The following is a 16,129-nucleotide window of genomic DNA, read 5'->3' on the forward strand; positions in this document are numbered from 1 at the left end:
TAGCTGCAGTCTCGTGGGCTCGGAGATGTGTATAAGGGACAGGTCAACCATCAGCAGTGGCGGGTCAGCGATTACTGTCGCAGGCTTCTCAGGTGTCCTACTTCGGAGTGAAGACGAGGACGCGGTCCAGCAGGAGTGACGAGAGCGCGGGGCGGCTGAGCGTCGCCGGCTGCATGTAGGCGCGGGCGACGAGGCGGAGCGTGCTCAGGTCGACCGGCCGGTTCCCGCCGTACTGCGCGCAGAAGTCGGAGTTCGTCGACGGGAGCATGGTGACGTGCGCGCCGGTCGGCCCGCCGTCGCCGGCGCGGCTGAACGTCCAGGCGTAGAACTTGTCGGCGTTCTTCTGGTCGCCGATGAAGTCCCGCGCGCTGCCGTACAGGTTGAGGTTGTTCTCGGCGGCGAGTGCGACCGCCGCCTTCTCATCGGCGTAGACCGTGACACTCGAGTAGGCCGCCTGCCCGGTGGCCGAGTGGTTCGTGCCGTAGGCCACGAGGAAGGAACCTTCCGGCAGCGCGAAGTTGGGCGTGATCGGGTCGTCGGCGTCGTTGGAGAGGGCTCCCACTCCGGTCGTCGGCGGGTCGATCACCAGCTTGTCCTGCAGGCCCGGGTAGGACTCCTCGAAGCCGCGCTCCACCACGCCATCGGTCGCGTTGTATCCCGGGTGGGCGTCGATGATCCGCTGCCGCAGCAGCTGCAGCGTCGGGTTGAGGTTGAGCTCGGTGGCACCGGTGCCGGAGACGCGGAGATTGGGGACGGGCAGCGGGTCGGGCAGGTACACCGGTTGCGTCTGGTTGCCGGAACCGCCGGGGCGCACCCGGAAGACCTGCAGCGGGGGCGTCGCCCGGTACCGCTCGAGCGCCTGCTCGAAGCCGGGAAGGGGCGCCGAGGTGCGCATGCCGAGCAGGAACTGGTCGGCGCCCGCGTCGAGGCCGAGCCGGAACATGGCGGGGGGAATCGTCATGTTGTTCGTCGCGGCGCCGAGGCCGGAAGCGGCCAGCATCTTGTCGACCTTGGCCTGCGTGCGCCGGTTGCCCGTGATCACCAGCGCGAACGACCGGCCGAACGGGGTCGGGCCGGTCGTGCGCACCGTCTTGAGGTTGATCGGGTCACCGATCGAGGTCCACAGGACCGGGCCGGTTTGCAGCGAACCCCGCACCATCGTGAGGTCGAAGGAGTAGTACTCCTCTGGGGGCGGCGTCGTTCCGATCAGCACCACGGCCTCGTCCTGGCGCAGCCGCCAGCTGACGGGAGGGTTGGTGTTGGGTGCCTGGCCCGGCACCTCCGGCAGCCGGGTGACGATGTACGGCGATTGCGGGTTGGGCCACATGCCGCTGAACACGGCGCCGGAGCAGTACCGCTCGTTGAGGTCGAACACGGCTTCGGCGCCCGACTGGGACACGTAGCCGTACCTGCCCAACTGCCGCAGGAACCGCGCCGTCTGCCAGCCGGTGCCGGATGCCGAATGGGGCCCTTCGGCGGCCAGGAACTTCGCCTGTGAAGCGTCCGAAGGCTGAATCGATGCGGCCTCGGCGGCTGTCGCGCTCGACGCGACCATGAGCGCGGTGGCGGTCAGCGCGAGGAGGGCGCGAGATCGGATCAGAGAGAGTCGGATCATGTCTCCCATTTATCCGGGCGGCAAACCCCCTCTCCGCGACAACGCTCCGTACCGACGAACCGCTCTCACCCGTCCGGATCAACGGGCTCACCGGGAGGAAACCACCCGCCGCCGGTAGCTCAAGGGCCGAAAGGCCCTGACAGCCGCAGAGGACAGAACACCTAGGCCGCCGCGGCGCGGTCGCGCTCGGAGGGGGCCGGTTCGCGCGCGATGAAGTCCTTGCTGCGGATGAGCGCACCGGCGATCACGCCGCCGACCAGCGCGAGGATGGCGGTGACGAGGAACAGGTCGTTGAGCGCGCCGGTGAAGCTGGAGCGGATCGCGGTCTGCAGTTCGGCGCGCATGTTCGGTGGAAGAGCACTGCTGCCCGAGCCGGTCTGGCCCTGGCGGACGGCGCTGACGATCTGGTCGGCGCGCGCGGCCAGCGGCGTGCCCGCGAGCGCGTTGGCGAGCTCGTTGCGCAACTCTGTCGTGAAGATCGAGCCGAGAGCGGCGATGCTGGTGGCGAGGCCGACCTGGCGGAAGGTGGAGTTGATGCCGGAGGCCATGCCCGCGCGTTCTGGCTCGACGACGCCGATGGCCGTGGAGGCGAGCGGCGGATTGACGAACCCCGCGCCCAGGCCGGAGACGATCAGGCCGGGGATCAGGTGCGTCCACGAACTGCTCGCGGTCAGGCCGGTCATCAGCAGCAGTCCGATGCCGACGGCGATCAGCCCGGGCCCGATCAGCCAGCGGGCCGGGACGTGCTCGCTGAGCCTGCCCGCGATCGTGGCCGCGACCAGCAGCGATCCGCTGGAGACCAGCATCCGCGTACCGGTGGCGAGTGCCGAGTAGCCGAGGACGTTCTGCAGGTACAGCACCAGGTAGAGGAACATCGCGAACAGCGAGCCGTTCATCGCGAAGGCCGCGACCAGGCCGCCGACGAAGGTCGGCTTGCGGAACAGGCTCAGGTCGAACATCGGGTGGGCGACGCTGAGCTCGGCGAAGACGAATGCGATCAGCAGCACGCCGCCGACCACCAGGGAGATGATCGCCCCGGAATCGCTCCACGTGGACTCGCCGGCGCGGATCAGGCCGTACACGAGGCCGACGAGACCCAGGGTCAGCAGCGCGAAGCCCGCCAGGTCGAGGGTGCCGGGGTGGGCCACCCGCGATTCGTCCACCCGCAGGCGGGTGACGACCACCGCGGCGATGCCGATGGGGATGTTGACCAGGAAGATGCCGCGCCAGCTGATTCCCGTGGTGATCACTCCCCCGAGGATCGGGCCGAGCGAGACGGCCGCGCCGGTGATCGCGCCCCACAGCCCGAATGCGACGCCGCGGTCCCGGCCGCGGAAGCTGTGGCCGAGAAGGGCCAGCGAGGTGGCGAACATGATCGCCCCGCCGACGCCCTGCCCGGCCCGGGAGACGATGAGCATGACCGACGTCTGGGCCACGCCGCAGAGCAGCGAGCCTGCGGTGAAGATCACCAAACCGATCAGGAACAGCCGGCGGCGCCCGTAGCGGTCGGCGAGGACACCGGAGGTCAGCAGGAAGGAAGCGAGGGCGAGGGCGTACGCGTCGATGACCCACTGGACGTCGCTGAAGCTCGCGTTCAGCGCGTGCTGGATATCGGGCAGCGCCACGGTCACGATCGTGACGTCGAGCAGCAGCATGAACGTCCCGACGCACACCGCCAGCAGCGTCCACCATTTCCTATCCATGCGATCCATACCTCCGCGCGATCGGCGAGCTGATGCAGGTTCGGGTTCGGGTTCGGGTTAGGGCATAGGTTCGGGTCCGGGCACAGGTTAGGGCACCGGTTCGGGGTCGGGGTCAGGGTCGGCCACAGGTTCGGGGTCGGATTCGGGCACGGCACGGCATCTATCCAGCGTGCATCCGAGCGGCGGAATGGCGCGAGCCGGGGCGAGGACGCGCGGGTCAACCGTCCTCGACGCGGGTCAACCGTCCTCGACGTGGGTCAAACGTCCTCGGCGCGGGTCAACCGTCCTCGACGCGGGTCAACCGTCCTCGACGCGGGTCAACCGTCCTCGACGTGGGTCAAACGTCCTCGGCGCGGGTCAGCCGTCCTCGGCGCCCCGCCCCTGCTGACGCTCGACGCGCGCCAGCAGCGATCCGGGCGTCAGCCGCGGGCGCCCGCCGGGATGCTCCACGGTCAGCGATGCCGCCGCCACCGCCCAGGTTTTTCCCGCCTCCTGCGGCGACAGGCCCCGGTGAAGTCCCGTGACCAGCGCCGCCACCAGTGCGTCGCCGGCACCCGTCGTGTCCACGGCTTCGACTTCGTCGAGCGGGAAGTACCGGTGCCCGTCCGGCCAGGCGAACAGATTGCCGCCGCCCTCCACGGCCAACGCGACAAGGCTCGGGCCCTGCCGCAGCAGGTCCTTCGCGGCACGCAGCGCGGCCGCCTCGTCCTCGATGTGCGTGCCGGTCAGCAATTCGGCCTCATGCGCATCCGCGCGCACGACGTCGGCCAGCCCCAAAAGCTTCTCGCGGTGCTCGTCCCCGGGTGCGCCGTCGAGGACGACGCGGCAGCCCGCCGCGCGACGCAGGACACGTCGATACCGTCGGCGCGGGCGCGCGCGAGAACGTCGGCGCCCGCGTCGTCGTCGCCCACCGCGCCGACCAGGGCCACGTCCGTTTCGAGGCGTGCGAACGCCACGGCCTGGTTGGCCCCCTTCCCGCCGAGTACCTCGCGCCGCTCGCGGACGGCTGCCGAGGTACCGGCGTCCGGTACCTCGGCGACGAGCAGCACCAGATCACGCCCGACCGGGCCGCAGACGACGACGGAGCTCGGCCTGCTCTCACCGGTGCTCTCACTGTTGCCTGACGTGGAAGGCAACCTGGCCGTCCTCCTTCGTCTCGGCGTCCAGCACCTTGTCGGAGAGGTGGTCGACCATCTCGGCGTCGAGGAAGACGCGCGCGCCGCGCACCTCGACCACCTGGTCGTCCAGTCCGGGGCCGGGGGCCAGCTCGGCGGCCAGGCCGCCCTCCGTGCCCGGCGCGGACGCCGATTCGATGCGCAGTCCCGCCGTGTCGGGCAGGTCGGGCTGCGTGCTCAGCTTGCCGATCAGGTCGGCGGCGGTGTCGGTGAGCCTCAACATGTGCGTGTCCTTCCCATGGTGTACGTCCGGGGCCAGGGCGTAACCAGCCGCCGAGCGGGTACCCGGCCGCTCCCGGATCACACACCGACGGAGGCGCCGTGGTTGAGCAGGTTTTCGGCAGGGACCGGCTGACCTTCGGGGTCGAGGAGGAATTCCTGCTCGCCGATGCGGGTACCCGGATGGCTGCCGCGCGGTCGGACGAGGTCGTCGCACTCGCCCGCGAGGAGATCGGCGACCAGGTGGCCAGCGAGTTCTACCTCTCCCAGCTCGAGGCCCGGAGCCGACCGTGCGGCACGGCCGACGAGCTGCGCGACGATCTCGCCCGCTGCCGCCGGACGGCCGCCGGCGCGGCGGCCCGCGCCGGCTGCCTGCTCGTCGCCAGCCCGTGCGCGATCCGCACCAGCCGCCCGCTGCCGATCCGCGAGCACGGGCGCTACCTGAAGGTCGCCGAGCACCTCGGCGCGGTGCTTTCGGCAGCCGACTGCGAGATCAGCGGCTGCCACGTCCACATCGGCTCCCTGAGCCGGGGCGAGGCCCTGACGGTGAGCGCCGGGCTTCGGCCCTGGCTGCCGTTGCTCCAGGCGCTGACAGCCAACTCGCCGTTCGCCGCCGAGGAGGAGACGGGCTGGGTCAGCCGACGCGGCTACACCTACGGACGCTGGCCCACCGTCGGCCCGGCGCCCGTGCTCGACGAAGAGGGCTACGACAAGCACGTCCAGGATCTGATCGACCGGGGCGTGATCCTCGATCGGGCGATGCTCTACTGGTACGCGCGGCCGAGCGAGCACTTCCCCACGCTGGAGATCCGGGTGGCCGACGTCAACGGCGACCTCGACACCACCGTCCTGCTCGCCGTGCTGCTGCGGGCCCTGGCCACGGACCTGCTCGCGCGCGACGGTGCCGCCGAGATCGCGGAGCGGATCGACGACAGGCGCCTGGCCGAGAACCACCTCCTGGCTTGTCGGCACGGCCTGGCCGCGCGGCTGTTCGATCCCGCGACCGACACCGAGGTCCCGGTACCCGCGCTCCTGGACGCGCTGATGCTGCGCGCCGGACCCGCACTCGAAGCCCTCGGCGACCTGCCCTTCGCCGCCGCCACGCTGCGCCGGCTGCTGCGCGAGGGCAACGGCGCCGACCGGCAGCGCGCCGTATACGCAAGCACCCGCTCGTGGACCGGCCTCGTCGACCACCTCGCCGCCGAGACGACGGACGTTCCGGCTGACGGGAGCTGACGAGCTCGACGGCCGGCGACCGCAGGCTTCGGTACTACGCCCTCAGGCCGGTAGCGCGCCGTCGGCTCCCTCGAAGTCCTCCAGCAGCCGGATACGCGCCTCGACCGCGGGAGGCAGCTGGTGGCGTCAGGCCGGTAGCGCGTCGGTGCCAGACCCGAAGTCCTCCAGTAACCGGATACGCGCCTCGACCGCGGGGGGCAGCTGGTGGCGTCAGGCCGGTAGCGCGTGGGTGCCTGACCCGCAGTCCTCCAGTAGCCGGATACGCGCCTCGACCGCGGGAGGCAGTTGGTGGCGTTCGCGCAGGGCGGTCGGCAGGCCGGCGCACAGCGTGCGCAGGGCCCGGCGGGCCGCGTCGTCCTCTGCGGCTCGGCGCGCCAGATCGGCGGTGAAGCCGAGCGCCCGCGCCATGGGGCGGCGCAGCCAGCCGATCAGCGCGTCGTCGCGCAGGTCGAGAGCGCGTCGGGCAGCCGCGTCCTCGGCCGCCGCGGGCTGGCGGTAGGCCACGACGTCGGCTTGATACGCCAGGTCCCAGCCCGCGGCGGCGAGATCGTAGGACAGCAGCCGTTCCCCGCCGCTGGGGCAGAGCAGCGGATGGAAGCCGCCGACGTCGAGGTAGGCATCCCTGCGCACGACGGCGGCGCACCCGGGGAAGCCGAGCACCGCCGGGCTGGATGCCCGAGGGCCGGATACCTCAGGCCCGGATGCCCGAGGGCCGGATACCTCAGGCCCGGATGCCCCCGGCCCGGATGGCGCAGTCCCGGATACCCCAGGGTCGGATGCCCGCGGGCCGGATACCCAACCGCCGGATGCCCGGGGACTGGATGCCCCACCGCCGAATGCCCCAGGGCCGGATGCGCCAGGACCGCCCGGCAGGGGGCCGGCCGCCGGCCCGCGCGGCGCCGGATCGGCGGGGCCGCCCGGCTCGGCCATCTTTTTAGCGCAGGCGGCGACCAGGGCGAGTCTCGGGGATCGCGCGAGGTACCGCGCGGCGCGGGCCAGCGCGTCGGCCGACCACCAGGAGCCGTCATCACAGAATGCGATCCACGGCGTGCGGGCCAGCCGCGCCCCTATCGTCCGCGCCGAGGCGCCGCGGTCCTCCGGCAGGCCGATGAGCCGGACGAACGGGAAGCGGTGGCCGACGCGGCGCAGTGTGCCGTCGGCCGAGGCGTTGTCCACGACGGTGACGGCCGGGCGCTCCGGCAGGGCCTCGAGCCGTTCGAGTGCCGCGCACAGCTCCGCCGCCCGATCACGGGTGGCGATCACCACCGTCGTGCGCAGGGCGGTCGAGCCGGCGCGGTCCACGGGGTCAGCCGATCCGCTCGCCGCCGATGTGGAAGACGATCTGCCCGTCGTCGGACCGCCGCGCGTCGAGGATCTTGTCCGTCGGGCCGTCGGCCACGGCCGCGTCGAGGTAGAGCCGGCCGCCGCGCACGGGCAGCACCTCGTCCAGCGGTCCCGGGCAGTCGGTCACCGCGAACGCGAACTGCGCGCCGTCCGTCCGCCCGGCGTCCGCCTGCTCGCCGCCGTCGCCGTCGGCGCCGGCCCCGGCTCCGGCTCCCGCCGTGATCCGCAGGCCGAGGCTCTGGACCACCCCCGGCCGGTCGGTCAGCTCGTCGATCAGCTCGGCGGCGGTATCGGTGACTAGCATCGTCGTTCTCGTCTCTTCTCGGTCACGGGCCCGCCGCGTACCCGGGTCGCGCCGACGCGAAACGACGGTCGATGGGCCGGGTCGCGCTACGCCGCTCAGGGGTCGGTTGTTTGACGCCGAAGATCGGGGCAACCACCCCTGTGATCGCCGCGGACCGGACCCGCGGCGACGGAGCCTGGGATGGGAGTCGGAGTCGTGGACACACGCAAGCTGCTCGTCGTCAAGCCGGTCGGCCTCCTCGCCGGTTCGGCCGTCGGCGTCGCCTTCCGCTCGCTGTGGCGCAAGGCCGACGGCGGACGCGAGGTGCCCGATCCGGCCGACACCGCCCGCTCCTGGCGGACGGTGCTGCTCGCCGCGGCGCTCCAGGGGGCGGTCTTCGCCCTCGTGCACGCCGTGATCGAGCGGAGTCTGGCCAGCCGTTCGGAGCAGGGGCAAAGCGGCTGATCGAGCTGCGTCGCGGCGTGCGGCCGCGGCGTCCGGGAGGGCACCATGGCCGAGAACTCCGCTTCGACCGGCCGCCGCGTCGCCGTCCTCGGCGCGGGAGTCGGCGGGCTGACCGCCGCGCACGAACTCGCCGAGCGGGGCTTCGAGGTGACCGTCTACGAGCGGCGGGGCGTGGCCGGCGGCAAGGCCAGGTCCCTGTTCGTCCCCGACACCGGCACCGGGGGCCGGCGCGACCTGCCCGGCGAGCACGGGCACCGGATGGTGCTCGGCTTCTACCACCACCTGCCCGACACGTTGCGCCGCATCCCCGTGGCGCCCGACGCGACGGTCGAGGACCGTCTGGCACCCGTGCCGCGGTTCGATCTCGCCCGCGCGGGCGACCGGGCCGGCGTCCCGATCCCGCTCCGGCCCGGAGATCTGAACCTCTCGACACCGGTGCGCGAGAACGCGGGCTTCCTCGTCAGCACCCTCGCCCAGCTTCTCGACGACCATCCGCTGCTGCCGCCCGCCGAGTTGCTCTTCCTCGCGGGCAAGGTCAGCGTCCTGTTCTGCAGCTGCGACGGGCGGCAGTACGGGCAATGGGAGCATACGGGCTGGTGGGATTACATCCAGGCCGCACGGATGTCCGAGGACTACCAGCGGATCTGGGGCGGCGGCGTGCAGATCCTCGAGGCGCTCAAGCCGCGCACCGCGAGCGTGCGCACCGTGGGCCAGGGGCTCGAAGCCATCTTCTTCAGCGTTTTCGGGCTCGGCAGTGCTGCCGCGTTCGACCGCGTCTTCAACGCACCCACCAGCGAGGCGTGGATCGACCCGTGGGTCGCCCACCTGCGATCGCTCGGCGTGCGCTTCGCCTTCGGCCGGCAGATCGAGGATCTGCAGGTGCGCGACGGACGGGTGACCGCGGCCCGAGCCCGCGCCGCCGACGGCACCACCACCCGTATCGACGCCGACTGGTTCGTCGCGGCCGTCCCCGCAGACCGGGCCGTGCGCCTGTGGAACGCCGCATTGCGCACGGCCGATCCGCGGCTGGCCGCGATGGACCGGCTCCAGCACACGTGGTCCAACGGAATTCAGTACTTCCTACGCCGTCCAGTGCCCGCCTTCCCCGGCCACGTCTTCCACATCGACGCGCCCTGGAAGCTCGCGTCCGTCGCGCAATCCAGGTTCTGGGGCGCTCCGTTCGCGCAGACGTGGGGCGACGGCCGGGCCCGGGAGTCGCTGTCCGTGGTCATCTCCGACTGGGACACTCCCGGACTGCTCTACGGCAAGCCCGCACGCGCGTGCACCCGGCAGGAGGTCGCCCGCGAAGTCTGGGCCCAGATGCAGGCTCATCTGAACAAAGAGGGCGACGTCGTACTCGAAGACTCGATGGTCCACTCCTGGTACTTGGACGAGGCGATCATCGAGGCTGAGCACGGGCTGCGCAACGACGAGCCCTTCCTGATGAACAGCACCGGTTCCTGGGATCTGCGGCCGGAGGCGTCCACGGCCATCGGCAACCTCTTCCTCGCCGCCGATTACGTGCGCACCTACAGCAACGTCGACTTCGCCACGATGGAGACCGCGAACGAGGCCGCCCGCCGCGCTGTCAATGCCCTGCTAAAGGCGGCGAACGGCGGCGCCGAATCGTTCCCGGTCGAGACGTTCGACAGGTACGAGCTGCCTGAGTTCGCGCGCGCGAAGGACGTCGATCGTGAGCGGTGGAGCCAAGGCCTGCCGCACATTCTCGACGTCGGCAACGTCTGACGGAGGTCCGGTTCAGCCGAGTGCGGCGACGACTTCGCGGGCCGCTCGCGCTCCGCTGGCCATGGCGCCCTGCACCGACCCGGTGGCCCGGTGATCGCCGCACAGGTACCGTCCCGGGCCGATCCGGCAGGGCCGGGTGAGCGGCCACGGCGGGTCCATCCGCGGCAGCGCACGCGCGATCCGGTAGGTCGCCACCTCGTGCCAGTCGGAGGTGTCCGTCTCGTAGAGCTCCGCCAGCCTTTCGCGCACGACGGCTTCGGGCGGCGGGGCAGCGGTGGCGAGGGACGTCGCGATCAGGGCGGTGCCTTCCGGCGCGGCGGCGGGCAGCGCGTTCGAGATCACGATCGTGGTGAGCACGCGCAGTGTGCCGTCGATCAGCAGGATCGGCTCGCTCGTCGGCGGACGTAGGGCCGCGTGGTAGTACGTGGTGACGGGCACGGAATCGAGCACCTGCACGCTGGGCGCGAGGTCTCCGGCGGTCGCCGGATCCGTGGCGATCACGACGTGGTCCGCCGGTAGCTCGGTACCGTCGGCGAGCAATACGCCCGCGTCGGTGAGCTGCGTGACCGGGCGTTCGAGTTCGAGGGCACCCGCTGGCAGCCTTTCGGCGAGTTGGAGCGGGACGGCGCCGATGCCTTCTGCCGGCAGCGCGATCGTGCCGCGCAGCATGCTGTGGCACACCAGGTGCAGCACGCGGCTGGAGGTGGCGAGTTCGGTATCGAAGAAGACGCCGGCGAAGAACGGCCGCAGCACACCGTCGATGAAGGGCTTGGACAGGCCGGCCTTTTCGAGGGCCGCGCGTGCGCTGGTGTCCTTGGCGGCCTCAAGCCGCGAGACCGGGGTGACGAGCTCTTTGGCGCACCACGCGGCGACCCTGGCGAGGTCGCCGGCCGAGGCGAGGTGGCCGGGGACCGCCTCGTGCCAAGCTCCCGGCATCCGCAGCGGATGGCCGAGCAGGTGCCGGCCGGAATCCGTGCAGAGCAGGCATCCGCCAGCGAAACCGCGCAGGTCGAGCGCGTGCACGTCGATGTGGCGACGTACCTGGGGATAGTCGGTGTTGAAGATGTGGAATCCCCGGTCGAGCCGGAAGCCGTCGCGGACGTCGGTGCGCATACGGCCGCCGGGCCGGTCCCCCGCCTCGAGCACGCGCACGGACACCCCCGCCGCGCACAGGTCCGCCGCGCAGGTCAGACCCGCTAACCCGGCGCCGACGACGATGACCTCAGAGGCGCCGCTGACTGGCACGCCTCCAGAGTCTCCGGACTCCCGCCGTTCATGCCTGTTCATGGTCGCGGCGGGTAGGTCAGGACGCCGTCGTCGAGCACTGCTGTCGGATTCAGGACGGCGGTTCGGGCGTCGGTGGGCGAGATGATGTCGACGACCTGCGCACCTTCGACGATCAGTGCGTCAGTGATCAGCCGGCGGTGACACCGCCACGGTACCGCCTCGCTGCACATGATCGCCGAGCGGCTGTGCCGTGCCACGTCGAGCAGCTCGTTCAGTCCTTTTCCGAATCCCTCGGTCGCCATGTAGTCGGCGTAGTCACGGAACGCCTTGACCCGCCAGGCGCCGTTCGGGCTCGACACGCCGACGGGCGTGTGCCGCCTTCCGCCCAGGTCGGCGAGCCACCGGTACTCCAGGTCGGAGGGAAGGGCGGCGATGATCGCCGCCTTGTTCCACTGCGGGAACTTCCTCGACGATGGGAACGAGCGGACGTCGACGAGGCATTCGACGTCGTGTTCGCGCAGCATGGCCACGACCTCCTCGAATTCCCGCGTCGAGTGCCCTATGGTCCAGATCCGGTCGTTCATCTCGCCACCTCGGACTCGACTCCAGCCTCGGTGATCCCGAGTGCCCGGACAACCGCAGCGCCGAACCCCGTTTGCGCGCGCGCAGCGGGGCAACTCGGCGCAGACAGTTCCGGGAGCGGGGCGTGACGCCGTGGCATCTCAGGGGACGGGATAATGGACCGGTGACGCAGACCATGATCGAGCCGTGGGCCCTGGCAGCGGGCGAGCACGTTTGCTGGCGGGCGGCGTCGGCGCAGGACTACGCCACAGGCCGCGATGCGCTCACGGCGCACGCTCGTCGGCACGCGGGTGGCCTGATCGTCCTCGACGAAGAAGAGACCGGTCACGGCGGTAGCGAGGACGAGAGCCCGGCCGCGACGTCACGCAACACCCTCGCCGCCCTCATTGCCGTACGCGATCGCGTGTACGAAGCTCGCCGCGCCGGTCGCACGCCCTGGGTCCTGGCGTCCATGGAGTGCCTGACCTCGCTGGACGCGCCGGCGGCCGAGGTGGTCGCGGTCGAACTGGAGCTCGCCGAGCTGGCCGCCGACGCCGATACCGGCGTCGTCTGCGCCTACCGGACCCCGCTGTGGAAGCCGACGCTGCTCGGCGATATCGCGGCCGTGCATTCGCGGGTCGTCGGCGCGTCCAGCGACGTGAGGCAGAGTGCGTCCGGGTTCCGTCTGCGGCCGACCGGCGCGCACTGCTACGCCCTCGAAGGCAGTGTCGGGTTCGATTCGCTGCGCGCGTTCACCGCGGCACTGCGCGGGGCCCTTCTGCGCGCGCCCCACCTTCAGCTGAGCTGCGAGCGGCTCGAACTCGTCGAGGCGGCGGCGTGGCGGGCCCTGGTGGAGACCGTGGCCGCCACCGCTGGGGCGTCCGTGCTGCTCGATCGCGCGAACGAGACCGTCCGGTGGACGTGGGAACTGTCCGGCTACGGCGGTTCCGGTGTCGCGGTGCAGGTGCGGTCATGAGCCAGATCACCGCCGCCTCGCCGGGCCTGCTGCACATGATCTACCCGTACGCGGGCCAGCAGCAGTACGTCGCCGGCACGCTCTCGTACATCGAACAGGCGCGCGCAGCCGGGGCAGCCGTCCTCGTCGCGACGTCGCAGGAGCGCCGCGCCCTGCTCGGCTCGCACCTGCCCTCCGACGACGGCGTGACCTTCATGGACACCGCCGCGCTCGGCCGTAACCCGGGTCGCCTGATCCCCGCGTGGCAGGACTGGATCGACCGGCGCACGGACGGACGCGCCGTGCACGGCATCAACGACGCGACCGCGACGCAGCGCGGCTCGGCGTACGAGGGCGAGGCGCGCTACGCCGAATGGCTGCTGAACCAGGCCTTCGCCAAGGCCCCGGCCTGGTCGCTGCTGTGCCCTGTGGACACGGGGCTGCAATCGGCCTCGGCGATCGAATCCCTCACCCGCTGCCACCCGCAGGTATGGGACGGCACCGGCTATTCCCCGGTCGCCGACTACTTCCTCGAGCCGTACGCGCAGGACGATCTGACCGCGCCGACCGGGGCCGTGGAGTGCATGACCTTCACGATCGACGAGCTGTCGGCGGTTCGCGACAAGGTCGCTTCCTTCGCCCGGGCCCACGGCCTGCCGCTCAAGCGGACGCGCGAGCTGATCCTCGCGGTGAGCGAGGTGGCGACCAACAGCATCCGCTACGGCGGCGGAACCGGGACTCTGGTCGTGTGGGCGCAGGAGGACGCGCTGATCTGCGAATTGCGTGACGACGGCGTGATCACCGACGCGCTCGTCGGCCAGCGCCGCCCCCCGGCAAGCCAGCTCGGCGGCCGCGGCCTCTGGTTCGTCAACCAGCTCTGCGACCTCGTGCAGCTTCGCTCGGCCCCGGGCCGGGGAACGCGCATCCGGCTCTGGATCGATCGCACCGACCGGCACGCGTAAGCCGCGGTAGCGCGGGCCGGGGAACGCGCATCCGGCTCTGGATCGATCGCGCCGACCGGCACGCGTAAGCCGCGATGGCCGCTACTCGGCCAGCGCGGCGTCCACGTCGGCGAATATAGGCAACGTCTCCAGCAGGCCGGTCATCTCGATCACGCGCTCCACCTCCGGCCCCACCTCGACCAGTCGCAGGGCGCCTCCCGCCTGACCGGCGCGCTGCGCCGCGGCCAGCAGGACGCGCAGGCCGGATGAGTCCATGAAGCCGCACGCGCCCATCTCGATCACCACCAGGCTGTTGCGCGAAAGGCTCTCCGCGAGCGGCTCGCGCAGCGCCTGCGCGCTGGCGAGGTCGAGATCGCCGCGGATCGAGAGCACCGCCCGGCCCTCGCGCGGGTGGGACACTGTCACCGCGAACGGCTGGTTCCCGTCCATGTCTGCCGCCCTCTCTCAGGCCTTGAACCAGTAGGCGTACACCGTCTTGCCGGGTCCCGCCGGGTTCGGCCGGACCTCGAGCTTGTTCGTGAGCTTCTCGACAATCACCAGACCGAGCCCGCCCTCGCCGGCGGTCGAGAAGGGGCGCCGGCGCGGCGGATCCGCGCTCTCGTCCTCGACCTCGACCACGAGCCGCTGCTCGTCCGCGGTGATGCGCAGGCGCCACCAGCCGGATGCGTGCCGCACGGCGTTGGTCACCAGCTCGGAGACGACCAGGGCGACCGCCGCCGCCGGAGCCCACGGGCAGTGCTCGGCCAGGTACCGCCGGGCCGCCGCCCGGGCCTGCGCGATGCTGTGGCCGTCGGAGACGAGTTCGAAGCGTGAGAGTGTCATGTCCATCAAGCCCGCACCTCCTGCGGATCGACGCCGCCGACGTCGCCGTCGCCTTCGGCGAGATCGAACACCCTGATCAGCCCCGTGGCCTCCAGCAGCGTCCGCACCGCCGGCCGGAGCGGGCCCAGTACGCGGACCGGGACGCGCTCGCGCACGCTCAGGAGAAGGTGCAGCAGCGTCGAATCGGCGAACCGCAACCCGGCCACGTCGACGGATATCCCGGCGGGTGACGAGCCGGCCGCCTCGTCCAGCGCGCTCCTGACCTCGTCCGCGCAGTCGTCGTCTATCTCGCCGTGCAGACGGACCACCGCCCTTCCCTCGCGCCGTTCCAGCGTGGCGCCCCCGAACGGCGCGCCTGATTCGTGAAACAGGGCGCTGACACCGGTCACGGCGAGGAGTCCGCGCAGGTAGTCGGTCATCCCGCTGATGGTGATGCCCGCGCCCCGGGACGCCGCGTCGCGCTGCGCCATCAGGAGCGCCGCGAGGCCGGTGGAATCGCAGAATTCGAGCCGACCGCAGTCGACGACGATCGACTCCCCGGGACGCGTCGCGGCCAGCACCGCGTCCAGCGCCTCGCGGAAGTCGTCCACGGTGTCGTGGTCGAGCTCGCCGTGCAGGTCCAGGCCGGGCGCGCCGCCGGCGTCGCTCCTCACCCGCGCGATCGGCCGCGCGGAGCCGAGATGGCTCACCGGCGGTCCTCCTTCAGGTCCTCCAGGGCCGCTGTGAGGAACCCGGCCGCCCGCGGGAACTCGCGCAGGCGGTCCCTGGCGGCCTCGAGCCCTGCCGTCAGCGCGTGATCCGGGACGCCGCGCGCCTGCAGGATCTCGCGCGTCCAGCCGCTGAAGGCGACGAACAGTTCGGCGTCGTCGACGTACGTTGCGCACGCCAGGTATTCGAGGATGGAGTCGATGTCCTGCTCGGTGTGCCGCATCTGGCTCTCGCTGTAGTCGCGCATGCGCGGGAAGCGCGCGGGCAGGTCCGCGAGGATCGCGGCGGCGAACTGGAGCCGGCCGCGGCGCAGCAGCGTGTACTCCTGGTCGGACAGGTGCGGCAGATCGTCCACGGCCTGGTGCGGGGAGCGCGGCCGGGGAAGGGCCGACTGGAGCGACTCGGCGGCCGCGCGCGCGTCGCCGGCCCATCCGTCCGCGTTGAGCAGCCGCGCGTGGCGCCCGTCCGGGCCGAAGGCCGCGCCGCCGGCGAGGACCGGGACGCCCGCGGCCTGGCAGGCGGTGATCACGGCGTGCGCGGCGGGCAGGCGGGTGGCGAGGGAGGCGGAGAGCGCGACCGCGTCGGGGCCGCTCTGATGCAGGTGCGCGACCAGGTGCGGGCCGGGGACGTGGGCGCCGAGGAAGTCGACCTGCCAGCCGCGCAGCGCGAGCACCTCCGCGAGCAGGCGGGCCGGCATGGCGTGCCACTCGCCGTCGGCGCAGGCGACCGCGACGCGGCCGGCCGCCGGGGCCTGGGCGTCGCGGAACCCCGGATGCGCCGCGAGGGCGGCGACGACCCGGTCCCCGATCGCGGTCGCGGCATGCTCCTGGGCCACGGAGAGCCGGGCGGCGGCCCAGTCGGTCCCGATCCGGCGCTGGGCGCCGCCGATCAGGTCGAGCAGCAGGCACTCGGGATCGACGCCGTCTTCCAGGGCCCGCCTGGTGACGCCCCACGCCGTGCGCTCGTCGCGCGCGATCAGCGCGTCCCAGTAGGCCTGTCGCTGCTCGGCGCTCACGCCGTCGGCGGACCCGGACGTCTGCCGCGGGGGCGCGGGCAGGGCGGTCGCCGTCTGCTCGGCGGCCTGGTGCATCTCAACCTCCCTCGATAT

The 16,129-nt window shown here is 71.9% G+C and carries 18 protein-coding genes; 5 read left to right on the forward strand and 13 right to left on the reverse strand.

Annotated elements, in window-relative coordinates; translation table 11 throughout:
- Positions 1-97: 97 nt before the first annotated feature.
- The 5 genes from KDK95_RS01695 to KDK95_RS01715 all read right to left on the reverse strand — a co-directional run bounded on the left by KDK95_RS01695 (position 98) and on the right by KDK95_RS01715 (position 4,716).
- Positions 98-1,615 carry a hypothetical protein gene (locus KDK95_RS01695; RefSeq protein WP_212516164.1) on the reverse strand — a complete coding sequence of 506 codons (1,518 nt, stop codon included), beginning with the start codon at positions 1,613-1,615 and terminating at the stop codon, positions 98-100.
- 161 nt (positions 1,616-1,776) lie between these two features.
- Positions 1,777-3,318 carry an MFS transporter gene (locus tag KDK95_RS01700; protein WP_249160033.1) on the reverse strand — a complete coding sequence of 514 codons (1,542 nt, stop codon included), beginning with the start codon at positions 3,316-3,318 and terminating at the stop codon, positions 1,777-1,779.
- Positions 3,319-3,675: 357 nt separating this feature from the next.
- Entirely contained in the window at positions 3,676-4,095 is a 420-nt protein-coding gene (locus KDK95_RS38785; RefSeq protein ID WP_212516167.1) for a PfkB family carbohydrate kinase, read from the reverse strand.
- Positions 4,044-4,454: a PfkB family carbohydrate kinase gene (locus KDK95_RS38790; protein ID WP_212516168.1), complete on the reverse strand. Its 411-nt coding sequence runs from the start codon at positions 4,452-4,454 to the stop codon at positions 4,044-4,046. The genes KDK95_RS38785 and KDK95_RS38790 overlap by 52 nt, the downstream gene beginning before the upstream one ends.
- Positions 4,429-4,716, reverse strand: coding sequence for an adhesin (locus KDK95_RS01715; RefSeq protein WP_212516169.1), 288 nt, complete (start codon positions 4,714-4,716; stop codon positions 4,429-4,431). The genes KDK95_RS38790 and KDK95_RS01715 overlap by 26 nt, the downstream gene beginning before the upstream one ends.
- A 98-nt stretch (positions 4,717-4,814) precedes the next feature.
- Here KDK95_RS01715 and KDK95_RS01720 point away from each other — a divergent pair, with 98 nt between their 5' ends.
- A complete protein-coding gene (locus KDK95_RS01720; protein ID WP_212516170.1) occupies positions 4,815-5,948 on the forward strand; it encodes a carboxylate-amine ligase in 1,134 nt (377 codons plus the stop codon).
- 210 nt (positions 5,949-6,158) lie between these two features.
- Here the strand turns inward: KDK95_RS01720 and KDK95_RS01725 are convergent, their stop codons facing one another.
- A complete protein-coding gene (locus tag KDK95_RS01725) occupies positions 6,159-7,250 on the reverse strand; it encodes a glycosyltransferase family 2 protein (RefSeq protein ID WP_212516171.1) in 1,092 nt (363 codons plus the stop codon).
- A 4-nt stretch (positions 7,251-7,254) separates the two neighbouring features.
- The gene (locus KDK95_RS01730) at positions 7,255-7,596 is read right to left on the reverse strand and encodes a hypothetical protein (protein WP_212516172.1); all 342 of its coding nucleotides are present in this window, start codon (positions 7,594-7,596) and stop codon (positions 7,255-7,257) included.
- Positions 7,597-7,791: 195 nt separating this feature from the next.
- Here KDK95_RS01730 and KDK95_RS01735 point away from each other — a divergent pair, with 195 nt between their 5' ends.
- Positions 7,792-8,040, forward strand: a complete 249-nt coding sequence (locus tag KDK95_RS01735) for a DUF4235 domain-containing protein (protein WP_212516173.1) — start codon at positions 7,792-7,794, stop codon at positions 8,038-8,040.
- Between the two features lie 45 nt (positions 8,041-8,085).
- On the forward strand, positions 8,086-9,786 hold the full coding sequence (locus KDK95_RS01740; protein ID WP_212516174.1) for a hydroxysqualene dehydroxylase: 1,701 nt from the start codon (positions 8,086-8,088) through the stop codon (positions 9,784-9,786).
- A 12-nt stretch (positions 9,787-9,798) separates the two neighbouring features.
- Here the strand turns inward: KDK95_RS01740 and KDK95_RS01745 are convergent, their stop codons facing one another.
- Both KDK95_RS01745 and KDK95_RS01750 read right to left on the reverse strand, forming a co-directional pair.
- Positions 9,799-11,031 (reverse strand): NAD(P)/FAD-dependent oxidoreductase, encoded by a 1,233-nt coding sequence (locus KDK95_RS01745; protein WP_212516175.1) that lies wholly within the window; start codon positions 11,029-11,031, stop codon positions 9,799-9,801.
- Between the two features lie 38 nt (positions 11,032-11,069).
- Positions 11,070-11,597 (reverse strand): DUF488 domain-containing protein, encoded by a 528-nt coding sequence (locus KDK95_RS01750; RefSeq protein WP_212516176.1) that lies wholly within the window; start codon positions 11,595-11,597, stop codon positions 11,070-11,072.
- A 161-nt stretch (positions 11,598-11,758) separates the two neighbouring features.
- On the opposite strand from KDK95_RS01750, the gene KDK95_RS01755 reads away from it, so the two are divergent.
- Together KDK95_RS01755 and KDK95_RS01760 are read left to right on the forward strand one after the other, a co-directional pair.
- A complete protein-coding gene (locus tag KDK95_RS01755) occupies positions 11,759-12,550 on the forward strand; it encodes a DEAD/DEAH box helicase family protein (protein WP_212516177.1) in 792 nt (263 codons plus the stop codon).
- Positions 12,547-13,491 (forward strand): anti-sigma factor RsbA family regulatory protein, encoded by a 945-nt coding sequence (locus KDK95_RS01760; RefSeq protein WP_212516178.1) that lies wholly within the window; start codon positions 12,547-12,549, stop codon positions 13,489-13,491. The genes KDK95_RS01755 and KDK95_RS01760 overlap by 4 nt, the downstream gene beginning before the upstream one ends.
- Positions 13,492-13,572: 81 nt before the next feature.
- Here KDK95_RS01760 and KDK95_RS01765 read toward each other — a convergent pair whose 3' ends face one another.
- Genes KDK95_RS01765 through KDK95_RS01780 form a run of 4 tightly spaced genes read right to left on the reverse strand, consistent with a single transcriptional unit; the run spans position 13,573 to position 16,111 of the window.
- A complete protein-coding gene (locus tag KDK95_RS01765; RefSeq protein WP_212516179.1) occupies positions 13,573-13,920 on the reverse strand; it encodes an STAS domain-containing protein in 348 nt (115 codons plus the stop codon).
- Between the two features lie 15 nt (positions 13,921-13,935).
- Positions 13,936-14,319, reverse strand: a complete 384-nt coding sequence (locus KDK95_RS01770; RefSeq protein ID WP_212516180.1) for an ATP-binding protein — start codon at positions 14,317-14,319, stop codon at positions 13,936-13,938.
- Complete coding sequence (locus KDK95_RS01775) at positions 14,319-15,002, reverse strand: STAS domain-containing protein (RefSeq protein ID WP_212516181.1); 684 nt, start codon at positions 15,000-15,002, stop codon at positions 14,319-14,321. Before KDK95_RS01775 ends, KDK95_RS01770 begins: the two co-directional genes overlap by 1 nt.
- Positions 14,999-16,111 (reverse strand): cobalamin B12-binding domain-containing protein, encoded by a 1,113-nt coding sequence (locus KDK95_RS01780; protein WP_212516182.1) that lies wholly within the window; start codon positions 16,109-16,111, stop codon positions 14,999-15,001. Before KDK95_RS01780 ends, KDK95_RS01775 begins: the two co-directional genes overlap by 4 nt.
- Between the last annotated feature and the right edge of the window lie 18 nt (positions 16,112-16,129).

The organism is Actinospica acidithermotolerans, assembly GCF_018139625.1.
GTDB lineage: Bacteria > Actinomycetota > Actinomycetes > Streptomycetales > Catenulisporaceae > Actinospica > Actinospica acidithermotolerans.

Bases quoted from the DNA above. Each gene is read 5' to 3' on its own strand.
- KDK95_RS01730 (WP_212516172.1), bottom strand. From the start codon at position 7,596: ATGCTAGTCACCGATACCGCCGCCGAGCTGATCGACGAGCTGACCGAC.
- KDK95_RS01750 (WP_212516176.1), bottom strand. From the start codon at position 11,597: ATGAACGACCGGATCTGGACCATAGGGCACTCGACGCGGGAATTCGAG.
- KDK95_RS01715 (WP_212516169.1), bottom strand. From the start codon at position 4,716: ATGTTGAGGCTCACCGACACCGCCGCCGACCTGATCGGCAAGCTGAGC.
- KDK95_RS01700 (WP_249160033.1), bottom strand. From the start codon at position 3,318: ATGGATAGGAAATGGTGGACGCTGCTGGCGGTGTGCGTCGGGACGTTC.
- KDK95_RS01780 (WP_212516182.1), bottom strand. From the start codon at position 16,111: ATGCACCAGGCCGCCGAGCAGACGGCGACCGCCCTGCCCGCGCCCCCG.
- KDK95_RS01740 (WP_212516174.1), top strand. From the start codon at position 8,086: ATGGCCGAGAACTCCGCTTCGACCGGCCGCCGCGTCGCCGTCCTCGGC.
- KDK95_RS01770 (WP_212516180.1), bottom strand. From the start codon at position 14,319: ATGGACATGACACTCTCACGCTTCGAACTCGTCTCCGACGGCCACAGC.
- KDK95_RS01765 (WP_212516179.1), bottom strand. From the start codon at position 13,920: ATGGACGGGAACCAGCCGTTCGCGGTGACAGTGTCCCACCCGCGCGAG.
- KDK95_RS01760 (WP_212516178.1), top strand. From the start codon at position 12,547: ATGAGCCAGATCACCGCCGCCTCGCCGGGCCTGCTGCACATGATCTAC.
- KDK95_RS01695 (WP_212516164.1), bottom strand. From the start codon at position 1,615: ATGATCCGACTCTCTCTGATCCGATCTCGCGCCCTCCTCGCGCTGACC.